We start from the raw sequence: 16055 nt of genomic DNA, 5'->3' as shown, positions 1-16055 counted from the left end.
CCCAAAAGGAAAGACAAACGGCTCGATAAATACTGTTTTGTTCGTCTCTTACGAGACAAACGAATTGACTGTGCCGAACAACTGTAAAAGTTGTCGTTTGGTCACTCAGTTCATCGAATAAATCTTTTTGTCTATTCTCAACGAGTGCCCACACAGATTGCATAGGTCAAATTGTTAAAGAGCGTTGACGATGCGAAGCTGCGCTTCGCTTGGTCAGGGCTGCGTATCTTACGCGCCTTTCCGTTAAAGTCAAGAAGAAATTTTATCTTTTATTTTCAACCCGCCGGGTGAAATAAAACCTCTTTTTGACTCCCCTAACGCGCTATCTGCGTTAAGTAGGGCGGCATTCTAAAGCGTTTGTGACATCCGTCAATCATTAATTGTTTGTTTTTTACTAAGCGGTCTATTTTTGTCCGATATCGCCTTTTTTGGTCAACTAAACCTCGTTTTGCTTCCTAAGCATTAAAAATTGTCATTTATGCTGCAAATTTTATTCTCTGTACCCCGACCTCTTGTATGAAAGGAGACAAACATTGAAAACCTATCAGGGATTTTGCTCTATACAAGCCTAGGCTAGATAAAGAAAAAGCCAGGCGAGTTGCCTGGCTTTTCTGGGTGCTGCTTATAAGTAATAAAACTTATTCTGCAGCTTGCTCAGCGTCTTGCTCTGGGCGATCAACAAGCTCGATGTAAGCCATTGGGGCTTTATCACCAGAGCGAACACCGCATTTCAGAATGCGAGTGTAACCGCCAGCACGTGAAGCAAAACGTGGGCCGAGTTCATTAAACAGTTTCGCTACGACTTCGTCGTTACGAGTACGAGCGAATGCTACACGACGGTTAGCAACACTGTCGTTTTTAGCTAAGGTAATCAACGGTTCAATGACGCGACGCAGCTCTTTTGCCTTCGGCAAAGTTGTTTTGATAACTTCGTGAGTTACCAGCGAGCTAGCCATGTTGCTGAACATCGCTTTACGATGGCTGCTGTTGCGATTGAGTTGACGACCACTCTTACGATGGCGCATGACCTAATCCTTCTAACTAAATAATCAGTCTCTGATTAATCTTCAGCAATGGATGCTGGCGGCCAGTTTTCTAGGCGCATACCTAGAGACAGACCACGTGATGCCAGCACGTCTTTAATTTCAGTCAAAGACTTCTTACCAAGGTTTGGCGTTTTCAGAAGCTCAACCTCGGTACGCTGTACCAGATCACCGATATAGTGAATCGCTTCTGCTTTCAAACAGTTAGCAGAGCGAACAGTTAGTTCAAGATCGTCTACAGGACGCAGTAGGATCGGATCGAACTCTGGCTTCTCTTCTTTCTCCTCAGGGACACGTACATCGCGCAGGTCAACAAACGCATCTAGCTGTTCTGCTAGGATGGTTGCCGCACGGCGAATCGCTTCCTCAGGATCCAGTGTACCGTTAGTTTCCATATCGATGACCAGCTTGTCGAGGTCAGTACGCTGTTCGACACGCGCTGCTTCCACTTTGTAAGCAATGCGATCTACTGGGCTGAACGTTGCGTCAACAAGTAGGCGACCGATTGGACGCTCGTCGTCTTCGCTATCGATACGCGCAGACGCTGGTACATAGCCACGACCACGCTCTACCTTGATACGCATGCTAATTTCAGCGCTTGCATCAGTCAGGTGGCAGATAACGTGTTCTGGGTTCGCAATCTCAACACCACCATCATGGGTGATGTCGCCTGCAACAACAGGGCCTGCACCAGACTTGGTCAGAGTAAGGATAACTTCATCTTTACCCTCAACCTTAACGGCTAGGCCTTTAAGGTTAAGTAGGATTTCCAGGATATCTTCCTGAACCCCTTCTTTGGTGCTGTACTCGTGCAATACGCCGTCAATTTCAACTTCCGTCACCGCACAGCCTGGCATAGATGAAAGTAGGATACGACGTAGCGCATTCCCCAGAGTATGGCCAAAACCACGCTCTAGGGGTTCAAGAGTTACTTTTGCGTGCGTCGAGCTAACTTGTTCAATATCAACTAGACGCGGCTTAAGAAATTCTGTTACAGAACCCTGCATTATGTCCTCTCTTTAGTTCAGCTTTACTTAGAGTAAAGCTCGACGATCAGGTGTTCGTTGATGTCAGCAGACAAATCAGAACGCTCTGGTAGGCGCTTGAATGTGCCTTCCATCTTCTTGCTGTCTACTTCGATCCAAGTTGGCAGTTCGCGTTGAGCGGCAACTTCTAGAGCTGCTTTGATACGCGCCTGGTTCTTAGCTTTCTCGCGAATGCTAATCACGTCGTTTGCCGAAACCTTGAAAGAAGGTACGTTAACTACTTTGCCGTTAACTAGGATCGCTTTGTGGCTTACCAGCTGACGTGATTCAGCGCGAGTTGCGCCAAAGCCCATGCGGTAAACTACGTTGTCTAGGCGACCTTCAAGAAGCTGAAGCAGGTTCTCACCTGTATTACCCTTGATGCGGGCAGCGTCTTTGTAGTAGTTACGGAACTGCTTTTCCATTACGCCGTACATACGACGTACTTTTTGCTTCTCGCGAAGCTGAACGCCATAGTCAGACAGACGGCCGCGACGCTGACCGTGAACGCCTGGGACGTTATCGATTTTACACTTGGTATCAATCGCGCGTACGCCTGACTTAAGGAATAAGTCAGTGCCTTCGCGACGGCTAAGCTTCAGCTTAGGACCCAAATATCTTGCCATGATCTTTCTCCAATATTCTAAGAAACAGCGCTAGTGCGTATTAAACGCGGCGTTTCTTAGGTGGACGACAACCGTTATGCGGGATTGGCGTCGCATCAACAATGTTAGTGATGCGGAAGCCCGCTGCGTTCAAGGCACGAATAGTAGACTCGCGACCTGGACCTGGACCTTTAACCATCACTTCGAGGTTTTTCAGGCCGTACTCTTTTGCCATTTCACCACAACGCTCTGCAGCAACCTGCGCAGCGTATGGAGTTGACTTACGAGAGCCACGGAAACCTGAACCACCGGCGGTCGCCCATGCCAGAGCGTTGCCTTGACGGTCAGAAATCGTCACGATTGTGTTATTGAAAGACGCATGAATGTGCGCGACGCCATCAGCGACTTGCTTGCGTACGCGTTTGCGTGCACGAGTTGCTTGTTTAGCCATAGTACTTATCTACCCCGATTATTTCTTGATCGGCTTGCGCGGACCCTTACGGGTACGAGCATTGGTCTTCGTACGCTGACCACGTAGTGGCAAGCTGCGACGATGACGAATACCGCGGTTACAACCAAGGTCCATAAGACGCTTGATGTTCATGGAAATTTCACGACGTAGATCGCCTTCTACGGTGTACTTAGCGACACCGTCACGCAATTGGTCGATCTGTTCTTCTGATAGTTCACTGATCTTAGTGCTTTCAGCAATACCTGCATCAGCTAAAATAGCTTGAGAGGTGGTTTTGCCGACGCCGTAAATCGCAGTCAATGCGATAACAGCATGCTTTTGATCAGGAATGTTAATGCCTGCTATACGGGCCACTATTCACTCCTAGTACTTTTCAAGTAGAACCGCTGCAGAGCCCGTCGAGGATACGCAGCGGCATAACCACTTCTTTTGCACATACAAAAGGTGGGCTGGCTAATGTAGCCAGCCTGACCTCATTTTGCAAGAAAAATATTCTGCTATTAGCCTTGGCGCTGCTTGTGCTTTGGCTCACTGCAGATCACACGAACGGTACCGTTACGCTTGATCACTTTACAGTTACGGCAGATTTTCTTAACGGAAGCACGAACTTTCATTGCTAAACTCCGTAAATAGACAACCTATTAGCGGCCGTAGCCTTTGAGGTTGGCTTTTTTCAACACGGACTCATATTGTTGAGACATCAAATGAGTCTGAACTTGAGCCATAAAGTCCATGATTACGACTACTACGATGAGTAGTGATGTACCACCAAAGTAGAAGTGGACATCCCACGCAATCATCATGAACTCGGGGATCAGACAGATAAAGGTAATATACATGGCACCTGCGAGGGTTAACCGTGTCATTACTTTATCAATGTATTTAGCAGTCTGCTCACCCGGGCGAATACCAGGTACGAACGCTCCTGACTTCTTCAAATTATCTGCTGTTTCTCGCGGGTTAAACACCAACGCTGTATAGAAAAAGCAGAAGAAGATAATCGCTGCCGCATAAAGTATTACGTACGCTGGTTGCCCCGGACTCAGTGCCAATGACACATCGGTTAGCCAGCTTGTTTGATCACCCTTACCAAACCAGTTAGCAAGCGTGCCAGGGAACAAAATAATACTTGATGCAAAAATCGCAGGAATAACGCCTGCCATGTTGATCTTAAGTGGCAGGTGCGTGCTTTGCGCTGCAAAGACACGGCGACCTTGTTGCCGCTTGGCGTAGTTAACGACGATACGACGTTGACCACGTTCCATAAAGACCACAAAGTAGACGACCGCCAATACGATCACTGCGATACCTAGCAAGAGAAGCGGAGACATGTCGCCTTGACGCGCTTGCTCTATTGTCTGTCCAATTGCGGGTGGCAGACCCGCGACAATCCCGGTGAAAATGATCAGCGAGATACCGTTACCTATACCACGTTCCGTAATTTGCTCACCTAACCACATTAAGAACATGGTACCTGTGACCAAACTGACAACCGCAGTAAAGTAAAACGCAGGACCTGGATTAATCACCAGACCTGGCATCATACTCGGTAACCCAGTCGCGATTCCAATTGCTTGGAAAGTTGCCAACACCAGCGTGCCGTAGCGGGTATACTGACTGATCTTACGACGGCCAGATTCGCCCTCTTTTTTCAACTCCGCTAATGCGGGGTGAACCACTGACAATAACTGAACAATAATCGACGCCGAAATATACGGCATAATGCCCAGTGCCAGTATCGAAGCACGCTCAAGGGCACCACCAGAGAACATGTTAACCAAGTCAATGATGGTCCCTTGTTGCTGTTCGAACAGATCGGCAAGTACAGCAGCGTCAATACCAGGAATTGGCACAAAAGAGCCGGCACGGAATACCAATAATGCCATTGCTACAAAAAGTAGGCGGCTTTTTAGCTCCGCGACTCCGCCTTTTGCACTACTGAAGTTTTGTCCTGGTTGTTTTGCCATCTGTACCTCGTCCTCGAGCTAAATTATTCCTCGATTTTACCGCCTGCAGCTTCGATTGCCGCTTTAGCGCCTTTAGTGACACGAACACCTTTCACGGTCACTGAGCGAGCGATTTCGCCAGACAGTACGATTTTCGCTGTACGAGTGTCTTGTGCGATAACATTCGCTGCTTTCAGTGTTTCAAGGCTTACCACGTCACCTTCAACTTTTGCCAGCTCGCCGAGACGAACTTCAGCAGAAGTGAGGCCTTTACGCGAAGTAAAACCGAATTTTGGCAGACGCTGTTTCAAAGGCATTTGACCGCCTTCGAAACCTGGGCGTACTGAACCACCTGAACGTGATTTCTGACCTTTGTGACCACGGCCACCGGTTTTACCCAGGCCTGAACCAATACCACGGCCTACACGCTTCGCAGAAGGCTTTGAGCCTGCAGCCGGAGATAGAGTATTCAAACGCATGTGATTACTCCTCCACTTTAACCATGTAGTTGACTTTGTTGATCATACCGCGCACGCACGGTGTGTCTTCAAGTTCAACAGTGTGGTTGATGCGACGTAGGCCCAAGCCACGCAGGGTCGCTTTGTGCTTCGGCAAGCGGCCGATAGCGCTACGAGTCTGAGTTACTTTAATTGTCTTAGCCATGTCGTATTACCCCAGAATTTCGTTGACAGGCATGCCACGTTTCGCAGCTACCATCTCTGGAGACTTCGTACCACCCAGACCATCAATCGTTGCACGAACGATGTTGATTGGGTTGGTCGAACCGTATGCTTTCGCCAGAACGTCTTGAACGCCTGCTACTTCAAGCACGGCACGCATCGCACCACCGGCGATGATACCTGTACCTTCTGATGCTGGCTGCATGTACACTTTTGAACCAGTGTGGCGGCCTTTAACAGCGTGGTGCAGAGTACCGTCTTTCAGCGCGATAGTAATCATGTTACGACGCGCCTTTTCCATTGATTTTTGGATCGCAGCAGGTACTTCACGGGCTTTACCGTAACCGAAACCTACGCGACCGTTACCATCACCTACCACAGTCAGGGCAGTGAAGGTAAAGATGCGACCACCTTTAACCGTTTTAGATACACGGTTTACAGCGATCAGCTTCTCATGCAAATCACTTTGTTGTTTATCGTTAGCCATCTTCCACCTACCTTAGAATTTCAGACCAGCTTCACGGGCAGCATCTGCCAGTGCAGCCACACGGCCGTGGTATTGGAAACCGGAACGGTCAAAAGCAACGGCTTCGATGCCTTTTTCCTTCGCTCGCTCAGCAATGATCTTACCCACGGCTGCAGCGGCGTCTTTGTTACCGGTGCTCTTCACTTGCTCACGGATCGCTTTTTCTACGGTAGAAGCGGCGGCGATAACTTCCGCGCCGTTACCAGCGATAACCTGTGCGTACACATGACGTGGAGTACGGTGTACCACCAGGCGAGTCGCACCCATTTCCGCGATCTTGCGTCGTGCTTTGGTCGCACGACGGATACGAGATGCTTTCTTATCCATAGTGTTACCTTACTTCTTCTTAGCTTCTTTGGTACGCACAGCTTCGTCAGAGTAACGAACGCCTTTGCCTTTGTAAGGCTCTGGCTTGCGGTATGCGCGGATATCGGCAGCCACCTGGCCAACTGCTTGTTTATCAGCACCGCTGATAACAATTTCAGTTTGGCTTGGACATTCTGCCTTAACACCCTCTGGCAGAGCGTGCTCAACCGGGTGAGAGAAACCAAGTGTCAGGTTAAGTTTATTACCTGCAACGTTTGCACGGTAACCAACACCTTTCAGGACCAGTTTCTTGGTAAAGCCTTCTGTAACACCAACAACCATGCTGTTGACCAGTGCACGCGCTGTACCAGCATGAGCCCATGCTTTAGCGTGTTCCACACTTGGTGCGAAGGTAATGGTGTTCTTTTCTTGGTTTACTGCCACCATATCGTGAAGCGTGCGGCTTAGTTCGCCTTTGCTTCCTTTTACAGTGATTTCCTGACCGTTAAGTTTCACCTCTACGCCGGCAGGAACTACGACAGGTGCTTTTGCAACACGAGACATTTCCTACTCCTTATTAAGCTACGTAGCAGATGATTTCACCGCCCAGACCCGCTTTGCGAGCTGCGCGATCGGTCATCAAACCTTTCGAAGTTGATACAACAGCAATACCAAGGCCACCCATCACTGAAGGCAACTCATCTTTCTTTTTGTAGATGCGCAGGCCTGGACGGCTAACACGTTGGATTTGCTCGATAACTGGTTTAGATTCGAAGTATTTCAACGTCACTTCCAGTTCAGGCTTCGCGTCGCTATTTACTGCGACGTCAGCCACGTAACCTTCTGCTTTTAGTAGCTCAGCAATTGCCACTTTTAGCTTTGACGAAGGCATTTTAACAGCAACTTTCTTTGCTGCCTGACCGTTGCGTAGGCGGGTCAGCATATCCGAGATCGGATCTTGCATGCTCATAAGTCTTTACTCCCGTGATTCAATTACCAGCTTGCCTTACGCAGACCCGGAATCTCGCCTTTCATGCAAGCTTCACGAACCTTGATTCGGCTTAGRCCGAATTTGCGTAGGTAGCCATGTGGACGACCAGTCTGGTTACAGCGGTTACGCTGACGAGACTTCGCAGAATCACGTGGTAGCGACTGAAGCTTCAGGACTGCGTCCCAACGCTCTTCGTCTGACGTGTTGACATTCTTAATGGTCGCACGCAGGTTGTCACGCTTTTCAGCATAACGGGCTGCGAGCTTCGCACGTTTTACGTCACGTGCTTTCATCGATTTTTTAGCCATAACAGTAACCCTTCACCTTACTTACGGAATGGGAAGTTAAAGGCAGCCAGCAGAGCTCGACCTTCCTCATCTGTACCTGCGGTGGTAGTGATAGTAATATCAAGACCACGGATACGATCGACTTTGTCGTAGTCAATCTCAGGGAAGATGATTTGCTCGCGAACGCCCATGCTGTAGTTACCGCGACCGTCGAACGCTTTCGGGTTCAGACCACGGAAGTCACGGATACGAGGAACTGCGATAGCGATCAAACGCTCAAAGAAGTCCCACATACGCTCGCCACGTAGGGTTACTTTACAACCAATTGGGTAGCCCTCACGGATCTTGAAGCCTGCGACTGATTTACGTGCTTTAGTGATCAGCGGCTTTTGACCAGAAATTGCGGTCATATCAGCAGCTGCGTTTTCAAGCAGTTTTTTGTCGTTCAGAGCTTCGCCCACACCCATGTTTAGGGTGATCTTTTCGATCCCTGGGACTTGCATGATGCTTTTGTAACCAAATTGCTTAGATAGCTCAGCTACAACTGTCTCTTTGTAGTAATCATGCAGTTTCGCCATTGTACTACTCCAGAATTACTTAATAGTTTCGCCATTCGACTTGAAGAAACGCACTTTTTTGCCGTCTTCAAATCGGAAGCCTACACGGTCACCTTTACCAGCAGCTGCGTTAAAGATAGCCACGTTTGAAACGTCAATAGCGGCTTCTTGTTCAACGATGCCACCTTGAGTGCCCAGAGCCGGAACCGGCTTCTGGTGTTTCTTCACGAGGTTAATACCTTCAACGATAACTTTACCGGTCGGTAGAACCTTAGATACTTTACCTTTCTTGCCTTTGTCTTTACCGGCAAGAACGATAACTTCGTCGTTACGACGGATTTTAGCTGCCATGAGATCGCTCCTTACAGAACTTCAGGCGCCAGAGACACAATTTTCATGAACTTCTCAGTACGAAGTTCGCGTGTCACAGGGCCAAAGATACGTGTGCCGACTAGTTGCTCGTTCGTGTTGTTCAACAACACGCAAGCATTGCGGTCGAAGCGAATGACAGAGCCGTCTGGACGACGTACGCCTTTACGGGTGCGAACTACCACCGCCTTAAGCACATCACCTTTTTTCACTTTACCGCGTGGGATTGAATCCTTAACGGTAACTTTGATGATGTCGCCAACGTGGGCGTAACGACGGTGAGAGCCACCCAGAACCTTAATACACATTACACTGCGAGCGCCGGAGTTGTCGGCTGCGTCCAGCATACTTTGCATTTGGATCATTGTTAGTGCTCCGCTGTTATTACATCTAGACCCATCTCGGGTCGGGCTGCCTTTTTACAAGGGCGGCGAATAATAACACTATTTTGACCAGATGGGTAGATAAAAAATAAACGGCCCCCCAAATGAGAGCCGTTTGACTTATTATTGTATGAAAAATCGCTTAGATGCGTGATTTTTCAACAACGCGAACCAATGTCCAAGACTTTTGCTTAGAGATTGGACGACACTCACGAACCTCGACAGTGTCACCTTGGTTACACTGGTTTGATTCATCGTGTACATGTAGCTTACTCGTGCGCTTAATGTACTTACCGTAGATTGGGTGTTTCACAAAACGCTCGATAGCAACGACGATAGTTTTATCGCCTTTGTCGCTGATAACGCGACCTTGCTGAGTGCGGATGTTCTCGCTCATTATGCGTTAGCCTTCTCAGTCAGTACGGTTTTTACACGTGCGATATCGCGACGAACAGCTTTAAGAGTGTGAGTTTGCTGAAGTTGGCCAGTAGCCGCTTGCATGCGCAGATTAAACTGCTCACGTAGCAGACCCATTAGCTCTTCGTTCAGCTGCTCAGCAGTCTTTTCACGTAGTTCTTGTGCTTTCATCACATCACCGCCTTAGTTACGAAAGTGGTTTTGATCGGTAGCTTACGTGAAGCTAATTCAAACGCTTCGCGAGCCAGTGATTCAGGAACACCATCCATTTCGTACAGGACCTTGCCTGGTTGGATTTGGGCAACCCAGTAATCTACTGAACCTTTACCCTTACCCATACGAACTTCCAACGGCTTACCAGTAATTGGTTTGTCAGGGAAGACACGAATCCAGATTTGGCCTTGACGTTTAATGTGACGAGTCATCGCACGACGAGCCGCCTCAATTTGACGCGCAGTGATACGACCGCGACCAACAGCTTTCAGGCCATAGGTACCGAAGCTTACGTCAGTACCGTGCGCCAGACCGCGGTTACGACCTTTAAAAGTCTTGCGGAACTTAGTACGTTTTGGTTGAAGCATCGATAGACTCCTTACTTACGGCCTTTACGCTGCTTCTTCGGCTTGTCAGCCTTTTGCTCAACTTCAGCCATTCCACCTAGGATCTCACCTTTGAAGATCCAGGTTTTAATGCCGATTACACCGTACTGGGTGTGAGCAGAAGAAGTTGCGTAATCAATGTCAGCACGAAGGGTGTGCAGTGGCACACGGCCTTCACGGTACCACTCGGTACGAGCGATTTCAGCGCCGCCAAGACGGCCGCTTACTTCTACTTTGATACCTTTGGCACCTAGGCGCATAGCGTTTTGTACCGCGCGCTTCATCGCACGACGGAACATAACACGGCGCTCTAGCTGTGATGCGATGCTGTCGCCAACAAGTTGCGCATCTAGCTCAGGCTTACGTACTTCAGCGATGTTGATTTGCGCTGGTACACCGGCTAGTTTTGCAACGTGAGCGCGCAGCTTCTCAACATCTTCACCTTTCTTACCGATAACCACACCAGGACGTGCAGTGTGAATAGTCACACGAACACTCTTAGCAGGACGCTCGATAACGATGCGAGAGACTGACGCTTTTTTCAGTTCATTGTTCAAGAACTGACGTACCTTAAAGTCGCCGTCTAGGTTGTCAGCGAAATCTTGGTTATTAGCAAACCAAGTGGAATTCCAAGGCTTAACAATGCCAAGACGAATACCATTAGGATGTACTTTTTGACCCATTGCTTTATCTCCTCGTCTCTTAGCGGTCTGCTACAACAACAGTGATGTGGCTAGAACGCTTCAAGATGCGATCGGCACGGCCTTTTGCACGAGGCATAATACGCTTCATGATTGGGCCTTCATCAACGAAGACTTTGGCGACGCTTAGATCGTCGATATCCGCACCTTCGTTATGCTCGGCGTTTGCAATAGCAGATTCCAACACTTTCTTAACCAGGTCAGCAGCTTTTTTGTTGCTGAAAGTCAGTAGTTCCAGTGCTTGTGCTACGTCTTTACCGCGCACTTGATCCGCAACCAAACGTGCTTTTTGAGGCGAGATACGAGCAAAGCGATGTTTAGCAATAGCTTCCATTTCTTACCCCTTAACGCTTCTTAGCTTTCTTATCAGCAGCATGGCCGCGATAAGTACGTGTTGGTGCAAACTCGCCCAGCTTGTGACCGATCATTTCTTCAGAAACGAAAACGGGTACGTGCTGACGACCATTATGGACAGCGATGGTCAATCCGATCATCTGTGGGATGATCATTGAACGACGGGACCAAGTCTTTAAAGGCTTCTTGTCACCGCTTTCCACCGCTTTCTCTACCTTCTTCAGCAAGTGCAGGTCAATAAAAGGACCTTTCTTGAGAGAACGTGGCATGGCTTATCCTCTGATAATAATTACTTGTTACGACGACGTACGATGTACTTGTCGGTACGTTTGTTCTTACGGGTCTTGAAGCCTTTAGTTGGCATACCCCAAGGTGATACTGGATGACGACCACCTGAGGTACGGCCTTCACCACCACCGTGTGGGTGGTCAATCGGGTTCATTGCAACACCACGTACGCTTGGACGTGCGCCTTTCCAGCGCGCGGCACCGGCTTTACCCAGTTCGCGTAGCATGTGCTCAGAGTTACCCACTTCACCAAGAGTCGCACGACCTTCAGCAAGAACCTTACGCATTTCACCGCTGCGTAGGCGGAGTGTGACGTACGCGCCGTCACGAGCTACGATTTGCGCATATGCACCCGCAGAACGAGCTAACTGACCACCTTTACCAGGCTTAAGCTCGATATTGTGGATAGTAGAACCCACTGGGATGTTACGCATTGGCAGGGTGTTACCTACCTTGATAGCTGAATCTGCACCAGATTGGATCTGATCACCGGCTTTTAGGCCTTTTGGTGCGATGATGTAACGACGTTCACCGTCCGCATACAGTACAAGCGCGATGTTTGCACTACGGTTCGGATCGTACTCGAGACGCTCAACTTTCGCTGGGATACCGTCTTTAGTACGTTTGAAGTCAATTACACGGTAATGATGCTTGTGACCACCACCGATGTGACGCACTGTGATTCGACCGTTGTTATTGCGACCACCAGACTTAGAGTTTTTCTCTAGCAGTGGTGCATATGGTTTACCTTTGTACAGATCATGGTTAACCACTTTAACAAGGTGACGACGACCCGGTGAAGTCGGCTTACATTTGATAATAGCCATTTGCTTTTACTCCTCCGTCTTACTCAGCGCCGCCAACGAAGTCGATGTCCTGACCTTCTTTCAAGGCAACATACGCTTTTTTCCAGTCGCTACGACGGCCTTCACGCATACCTTGACGTTTGGTCTTACCCTTCACAAGAAGAGTACGAACAGACTTCACTTCAACTTCGAACAGTTTTTCAACTGCCGCTTTGATCTCTTTTTTAGTTGCTTCTTTGGCGACTTTGAATACAACGGTGTTGTTGTTTTCAGCGGCCATCGTCGCTTTTTCAGAGATGTGCGGAGCACGCAGAACTTTTAGGATACGCTCTTCAGTGATCATGCCAGCATCTCCTCAACTTGTTTAACTGCATCAGCAGTCATCACGACTTTGTCGAAAGCGATCAAGCTAACTGGGTCGATGGTATCTGTATCGCGTACGTCAACCTTATAAAGGTTACGTGCCGCAAGGAACAGGTTCTCATCAACTTCGGCAGTGACGATCAGAGCATCGTTCAGCTCAAGCTCTTTCAGCTTAGCGACAAGCTCTTTAGTTTTTGGTGCTTCAACAGAGAAGTTATCAACAACGATCAAACGCTCTTGACGAACCAGCTCTGACAGGATGCTCTTAAGAGCACCACGGTACATCTTTTTGTTTACTTTCTGAGCGTGGTCCTGAGGACGTGCTGCGAAAGTGACACCACCGCTGCGCCAGATTGGGCTGCGGATTGTACCTGCACGGGCGCGACCAGTACCCTTCTGACGCCATGGCTTAGCACCGCCACCAGACACGTCTGAACGAGTTTTCTGAGCGCGAGTACCTTGACGGGCACCAGCTGCGTATGCAACGACTACCTGGTGAACCAGGGACTCGTTGAATTCACGCCCGAAGGTAGTTTCGGAAACAGTTAGCGCGTCGGCGCCTTTGACTACCAATTCCATTACTATCTCCTCGACGTTACGCTTTAACGGCTGGTTTAACGATCACGTTGCCACCTGTCGCACCTGGGACTGCACCTTTAATAAGAAGCAGATTGCGCTCAGCGTCAACACGTACGATCTCTAGGTTTTGAGTCGTTACACGCTCAGCACCCATGTGACCTGCCATTTTTTTGCCTTTGAATACGCGACCTGGGCTCTGACATTGTCCGATAGAACCAGGTGCACGGTGAGACAAAGAGTTACCGTGGCTCATGTCTTGAGTACGGAAGTTCCAACGCTTAACGCCGCCTTGGAAGCCCTTACCTTTTGACGTGCCAGTAACGTCTACTTTTTTGATTTCAGAGAAAAGATCGACGTTTAGCTCAGCGCCAACTTCGAACTCTTCACCATTTTCCAGACGGAATTCCCACAAACCGCGGCCTGCTTCAACACCTGCTTTCGCAAAGTGACCAGCTTGTGCCTTGTTAACACGGCTTGCTTTCTTCTCGCCTGTAGTGATTTGAATTGCGGCATAACCGTCAACGTCAGGCTTACGCACCTGCGCAACACGGTTAGCTTCAACTTCAACTACGGTTACCGGGATAGAAACGCCATCTTCGTTGAAGATACGAGTCATACCGACTTTACGACCGACTAGACCAATCATTATCTACTCCCCCTTAACCCAGGCTGATTTGAACATCAACGCCCGCAGCAAGGTCAAGACGCATCAGAGCGTCAACAGTTTTATCTGTTGGCTCAACGATGTCGATCAGACGTTTGTGAGTACGAATTTCGTACTGGTCACGTGCGTCTTTGTTTACGTGCGGAGAAATAAGAACGGTGAAGCGCTCTTTACGAGTAGGTAGAGGGATTGGCCCCTTAACCTGTGCGCCAGTGCGCTTAGCGGTTTCAACGATTTCCGCGGTAGACTGATCGATCAAACGATGATCGAACGCCTTAAGGCGGATACGGATACGTTGGTTCTGCATGAGACAGAGCTCCAAATTCTAAAATATTTACACAAACAATATCGCCATTCCACCTCATTAAGACGAGGGAATGCCGATTAATTTATGTGAAACCGTAGTGCCAAAATTAGGCACATTGTCAGCCATTATTCTATGACTGCGAACATAAGCGGAGTATACATTAAACGAACAGTTTACTGTTCCATTCCTCGATGCTCATTGGTTCACAACTGCGTCGGAAGTCGCAATGACTTAAGCAGTGCCGGGCATTATACCGATGCGCGATAGCTTTGCAAGCCTTGGTTAAAAAATAAGCCCAAACAAAAACGCACCCGACTGGGTGCGTTTATCTACCTCGAGACGTTGAGCGCCGTTTTAAGCTTTATCGCTGGCGTCTTCGATTATCTGTGCTTGGTTGTAGTTGGCGATACCCACTTTATCAATCAGACCCAACTGGGTTTCGAGCCAATCAATATGCTCTTCTTCATCATCGAGGATATACTGGAACAGATCGCGCGACACGAAATCACGGATGCTTTCGGTGTAGGCAATCGCTTCTTTCAAGTCTTCGTGCGCTTGCATCTCTAGCGCCAAATCACACTCGAAAATTTCTTGTGTATCTTCACCAATGCGTAACTTGCCTAAATCTTGCAAATTGGGCGTCCCTTCTAAAAACAAGATACGCTCAATGAGCTTGTCCGCATGTTTCATCTCATCAATGGACTCTTCATATTCTTTGTCCGCGATGACTTTTAAGCCCCAGTCTTTAAGCATGCGCGCATGCAAAAAGTACTGATTAATCGCAATCAGTTCATTGCCGAGTACCGTGTTGAGAAACGCTATCGATTTTGGATCGCCTTTCATGGCAAAAGCCTCCTTATGGGTTCTACTTAACAAATGTAGAACCCATAAGGAGGCTGTCAAATATTGACTGCAGGTTAACTCGCTTTTTGTAGCGTGATCAGTTGGCTCTCGTCATATATTACCTCTTTGGCTTGACGGACACATTTACCACATTGCGAACCCAGAGGGCTCAGCTGGCGTAACTCACGGATACTGGTGACGCCTTGCTGACGCACCCAATGCTTAATGGTCTTATCCGACACGCTGTGGCAAATACAAACTAACATCTCTGTCATCTCAAAACATTAACTATAACGAGAATAGTTCGCATTGCTTTCAAGGTAAAGGTTTTTTATATAACGCTTGGTTATTGATGACTAACTCATTTATATCAAGTTGTCGCGAAAGAAAGCGCAAACAAAAAGGGAGCGCAAATGCGCTCCCTTTGATTGATAAGACAAGACAAGATGTCTATCAAATTAAGCGATGATGTTAGCAACAACACCCGCGCCTACAGTACGGCCACCTTCACGGATAGCGAAACGTAGGCCTTCGTCCATCGCGATAGGTGCAATCAGCTCAACAACCATCTTGATGTTGTCACCAGGCATTACCATCTCAACGCCTTCTGGCAGCTCGATAGTACCGGTTACGTCAGTTGTACGGAAGTAGAACTGTGGACGATAGCCTTTGAAGAACGGCGTATGACGGCCACCTTCGTCTTTGCCCAGTACGTATACTTCTGACTCGAACTTGGTGTGCGGAGTGATTGAACCAGGCTTCGCCAGTACTTGACCACGCTCTACTTCGTCACGCTTAGTACCACGCAGAAGAACACCAACGTTCTCACCCGCACGGCCTTCGTCTAGAAGCTTACGGAACATCTCAACACCAGTACACGTGGTCTTCGCGGTGTCTTTCATGCCCACGATTTCAACGTCGTCACCTACAGGTCGTCACCTACAG

At 48.5% G+C, this 16055-nt stretch carries 30 protein-coding genes and 1 pseudogene; all 31 read right to left on the bottom strand.

The genetic code is table 11. From position 1 onward, the window contains the following. Positions 1–638 precede the first annotated feature (638 nt). The gene (gene rplQ / locus BZG73_RS15455; RefSeq protein ID WP_046074810.1) at positions 639–1025 is read right to left on the bottom strand and encodes a 50S ribosomal protein L17; all 387 of its coding nucleotides are present in this window, start codon (positions 1023–1025) and stop codon (positions 639–641) included. 35 nt (positions 1026–1060) lie between these two features. Beyond that, positions 1061–2050 (bottom strand): DNA-directed RNA polymerase subunit alpha, encoded by a 990-nt coding sequence (locus BZG73_RS15450; protein ID WP_046074809.1) that lies wholly within the window; start codon positions 2048–2050, stop codon positions 1061–1063. 23 nt (positions 2051–2073) lie between these two features. Next, entirely contained in the window at positions 2074–2694 is a 621-nt protein-coding gene (gene rpsD / locus BZG73_RS15445; protein ID WP_046074808.1) for a 30S ribosomal protein S4, read from the bottom strand. 40 nt (positions 2695–2734) lie between these two features. Then, a complete protein-coding gene (rpsK, locus tag BZG73_RS15440) occupies positions 2735–3124 on the bottom strand; it encodes a 30S ribosomal protein S11 (protein WP_021024486.1) in 390 nt (129 codons plus the stop codon). 18 nt (positions 3125–3142) lie between these two features. After that, complete coding sequence (rpsM, locus tag BZG73_RS15435; RefSeq protein WP_046074807.1) at positions 3143–3499, bottom strand: 30S ribosomal protein S13; 357 nt, start codon at positions 3497–3499, stop codon at positions 3143–3145. A gap of 146 nt (positions 3500–3645) precedes the next feature. Next, positions 3646–3759, bottom strand: coding sequence for a 50S ribosomal protein L36 (rpmJ, locus tag BZG73_RS15430; protein WP_021024484.1), 114 nt, complete (start codon positions 3757–3759; stop codon positions 3646–3648). Between the two features lie 27 nt (positions 3760–3786). Next, on the bottom strand, positions 3787–5112 hold the full coding sequence (gene secY, locus BZG73_RS15425; protein ID WP_046074806.1) for a preprotein translocase subunit SecY: 1326 nt from the start codon (positions 5110–5112) through the stop codon (positions 3787–3789). 23 nt (positions 5113–5135) lie between these two features. Next, entirely contained in the window at positions 5136–5570 is a 435-nt protein-coding gene (gene rplO / locus BZG73_RS15420) for a 50S ribosomal protein L15 (RefSeq protein ID WP_046074805.1), read from the bottom strand. Between the two features lie 4 nt (positions 5571–5574). After that, entirely contained in the window at positions 5575–5754 is a 180-nt protein-coding gene (gene rpmD, locus BZG73_RS15415) for a 50S ribosomal protein L30 (RefSeq protein WP_046074804.1), read from the bottom strand. A 6-nt stretch (positions 5755–5760) separates the two neighbouring features. Next, a complete protein-coding gene (gene rpsE / locus BZG73_RS15410) occupies positions 5761–6258 on the bottom strand; it encodes a 30S ribosomal protein S5 (protein ID WP_046074803.1) in 498 nt (165 codons plus the stop codon). Positions 6259–6270: 12 nt separating this feature from the next. Then, positions 6271–6624 carry a 50S ribosomal protein L18 gene (gene rplR / locus BZG73_RS15405; protein ID WP_021024479.1) on the bottom strand — a complete coding sequence of 118 codons (354 nt, stop codon included), beginning with the start codon at positions 6622–6624 and terminating at the stop codon, positions 6271–6273. 9 nt (positions 6625–6633) lie between these two features. Then, positions 6634–7167, bottom strand: coding sequence for a 50S ribosomal protein L6 (gene rplF, locus BZG73_RS15400; protein ID WP_077668767.1), 534 nt, complete (start codon positions 7165–7167; stop codon positions 6634–6636). Between the two features lie 13 nt (positions 7168–7180). Then, positions 7181–7573: a 30S ribosomal protein S8 gene (rpsH, locus tag BZG73_RS15395; RefSeq protein WP_046074800.1), complete on the bottom strand. Its 393-nt coding sequence runs from the start codon at positions 7571–7573 to the stop codon at positions 7181–7183. Positions 7574–7596: 23 nt separating this feature from the next. Further along, positions 7597–7902 carry a 30S ribosomal protein S14 gene (gene rpsN / locus BZG73_RS15390; protein ID WP_046074799.1) on the bottom strand — a complete coding sequence of 102 codons (306 nt, stop codon included), beginning with the start codon at positions 7900–7902 and terminating at the stop codon, positions 7597–7599. Positions 7903–7919: 17 nt separating this feature from the next. Then, a complete protein-coding gene (gene rplE, locus BZG73_RS15385; RefSeq protein WP_021024475.1) occupies positions 7920–8459 on the bottom strand; it encodes a 50S ribosomal protein L5 in 540 nt (179 codons plus the stop codon). Positions 8460–8474: 15 nt separating this feature from the next. Then, positions 8475–8789, bottom strand: a complete 315-nt coding sequence (gene rplX, locus BZG73_RS15380; RefSeq protein ID WP_021024474.1) for a 50S ribosomal protein L24 — start codon at positions 8787–8789, stop codon at positions 8475–8477. Between the two features lie 11 nt (positions 8790–8800). Then, complete coding sequence (rplN, locus tag BZG73_RS15375; protein ID WP_046074798.1) at positions 8801–9172, bottom strand: 50S ribosomal protein L14; 372 nt, start codon at positions 9170–9172, stop codon at positions 8801–8803. Between the two features lie 160 nt (positions 9173–9332). Continuing rightward, the gene (gene rpsQ, locus BZG73_RS15370) at positions 9333–9587 is read right to left on the bottom strand and encodes a 30S ribosomal protein S17 (protein WP_046074797.1); all 255 of its coding nucleotides are present in this window, start codon (positions 9585–9587) and stop codon (positions 9333–9335) included. After that, entirely contained in the window at positions 9587–9778 is a 192-nt protein-coding gene (gene rpmC / locus BZG73_RS15365) for a 50S ribosomal protein L29 (protein ID WP_046074796.1), read from the bottom strand. The genes rpsQ and rpmC overlap by 1 nt, the downstream gene beginning before the upstream one ends. Continuing rightward, positions 9778–10188, bottom strand: a complete 411-nt coding sequence (rplP, locus tag BZG73_RS15360) for a 50S ribosomal protein L16 (RefSeq protein WP_021024470.1) — start codon at positions 10186–10188, stop codon at positions 9778–9780. The genes rpmC and rplP overlap by 1 nt, the downstream gene beginning before the upstream one ends. 11 nt (positions 10189–10199) lie before the next feature. Beyond that, positions 10200–10889: a 30S ribosomal protein S3 gene (gene rpsC / locus BZG73_RS15355; protein WP_046074795.1), complete on the bottom strand. Its 690-nt coding sequence runs from the start codon at positions 10887–10889 to the stop codon at positions 10200–10202. 19 nt (positions 10890–10908) lie between these two features. Then, positions 10909–11241: a 50S ribosomal protein L22 gene (gene rplV, locus BZG73_RS15350; RefSeq protein ID WP_046074794.1), complete on the bottom strand. Its 333-nt coding sequence runs from the start codon at positions 11239–11241 to the stop codon at positions 10909–10911. A 10-nt stretch (positions 11242–11251) separates the two neighbouring features. Beyond that, the gene (rpsS, locus tag BZG73_RS15345) at positions 11252–11530 is read right to left on the bottom strand and encodes a 30S ribosomal protein S19 (RefSeq protein ID WP_021024467.1); all 279 of its coding nucleotides are present in this window, start codon (positions 11528–11530) and stop codon (positions 11252–11254) included. 20 nt (positions 11531–11550) lie between these two features. Then, a complete protein-coding gene (rplB, locus tag BZG73_RS15340) occupies positions 11551–12375 on the bottom strand; it encodes a 50S ribosomal protein L2 (RefSeq protein ID WP_077578275.1) in 825 nt (274 codons plus the stop codon). A gap of 19 nt (positions 12376–12394) precedes the next feature. Beyond that, entirely contained in the window at positions 12395–12697 is a 303-nt protein-coding gene (gene rplW / locus BZG73_RS15335; protein ID WP_021024465.1) for a 50S ribosomal protein L23, read from the bottom strand. Then, the gene (gene rplD / locus BZG73_RS15330) at positions 12694–13296 is read right to left on the bottom strand and encodes a 50S ribosomal protein L4 (RefSeq protein ID WP_046074792.1); all 603 of its coding nucleotides are present in this window, start codon (positions 13294–13296) and stop codon (positions 12694–12696) included. The genes rplW and rplD overlap by 4 nt, the downstream gene beginning before the upstream one ends. 16 nt (positions 13297–13312) lie before the next feature. Continuing rightward, complete coding sequence (gene rplC / locus BZG73_RS15325; RefSeq protein WP_046074791.1) at positions 13313–13942, bottom strand: 50S ribosomal protein L3; 630 nt, start codon at positions 13940–13942, stop codon at positions 13313–13315. 13 nt (positions 13943–13955) lie between these two features. After that, a complete protein-coding gene (rpsJ, locus tag BZG73_RS15320; RefSeq protein ID WP_002541412.1) occupies positions 13956–14267 on the bottom strand; it encodes a 30S ribosomal protein S10 in 312 nt (103 codons plus the stop codon). A 354-nt stretch (positions 14268–14621) separates the two neighbouring features. Continuing rightward, entirely contained in the window at positions 14622–15110 is a 489-nt protein-coding gene (gene bfr, locus BZG73_RS15315; RefSeq protein WP_046074790.1) for a bacterioferritin, read from the bottom strand. Positions 15111–15184: 74 nt separating this feature from the next. Next, complete coding sequence (bfd, locus tag BZG73_RS15310) at positions 15185–15376, bottom strand: bacterioferritin-associated ferredoxin (protein ID WP_077668768.1); 192 nt, start codon at positions 15374–15376, stop codon at positions 15185–15187. A gap of 192 nt (positions 15377–15568) precedes the next feature. Then, positions 15569–16039: pseudogene (locus tag BZG73_RS15305) on the bottom strand (EF-Tu C-terminal domain-related protein); the annotation flags it as partial. Positions 16040–16055: the final 16 nt, after the last annotated feature.

The organism is Salinivibrio siamensis (assembly GCF_001996005.1).
GTDB classification, from domain to species: Bacteria; Pseudomonadota; Gammaproteobacteria; order Enterobacterales; family Vibrionaceae; genus Salinivibrio; species Salinivibrio siamensis.
Note: the sequence above shows the minus strand (reverse complement) of the source record. Positions and strands in the feature narration are given on the sequence as shown.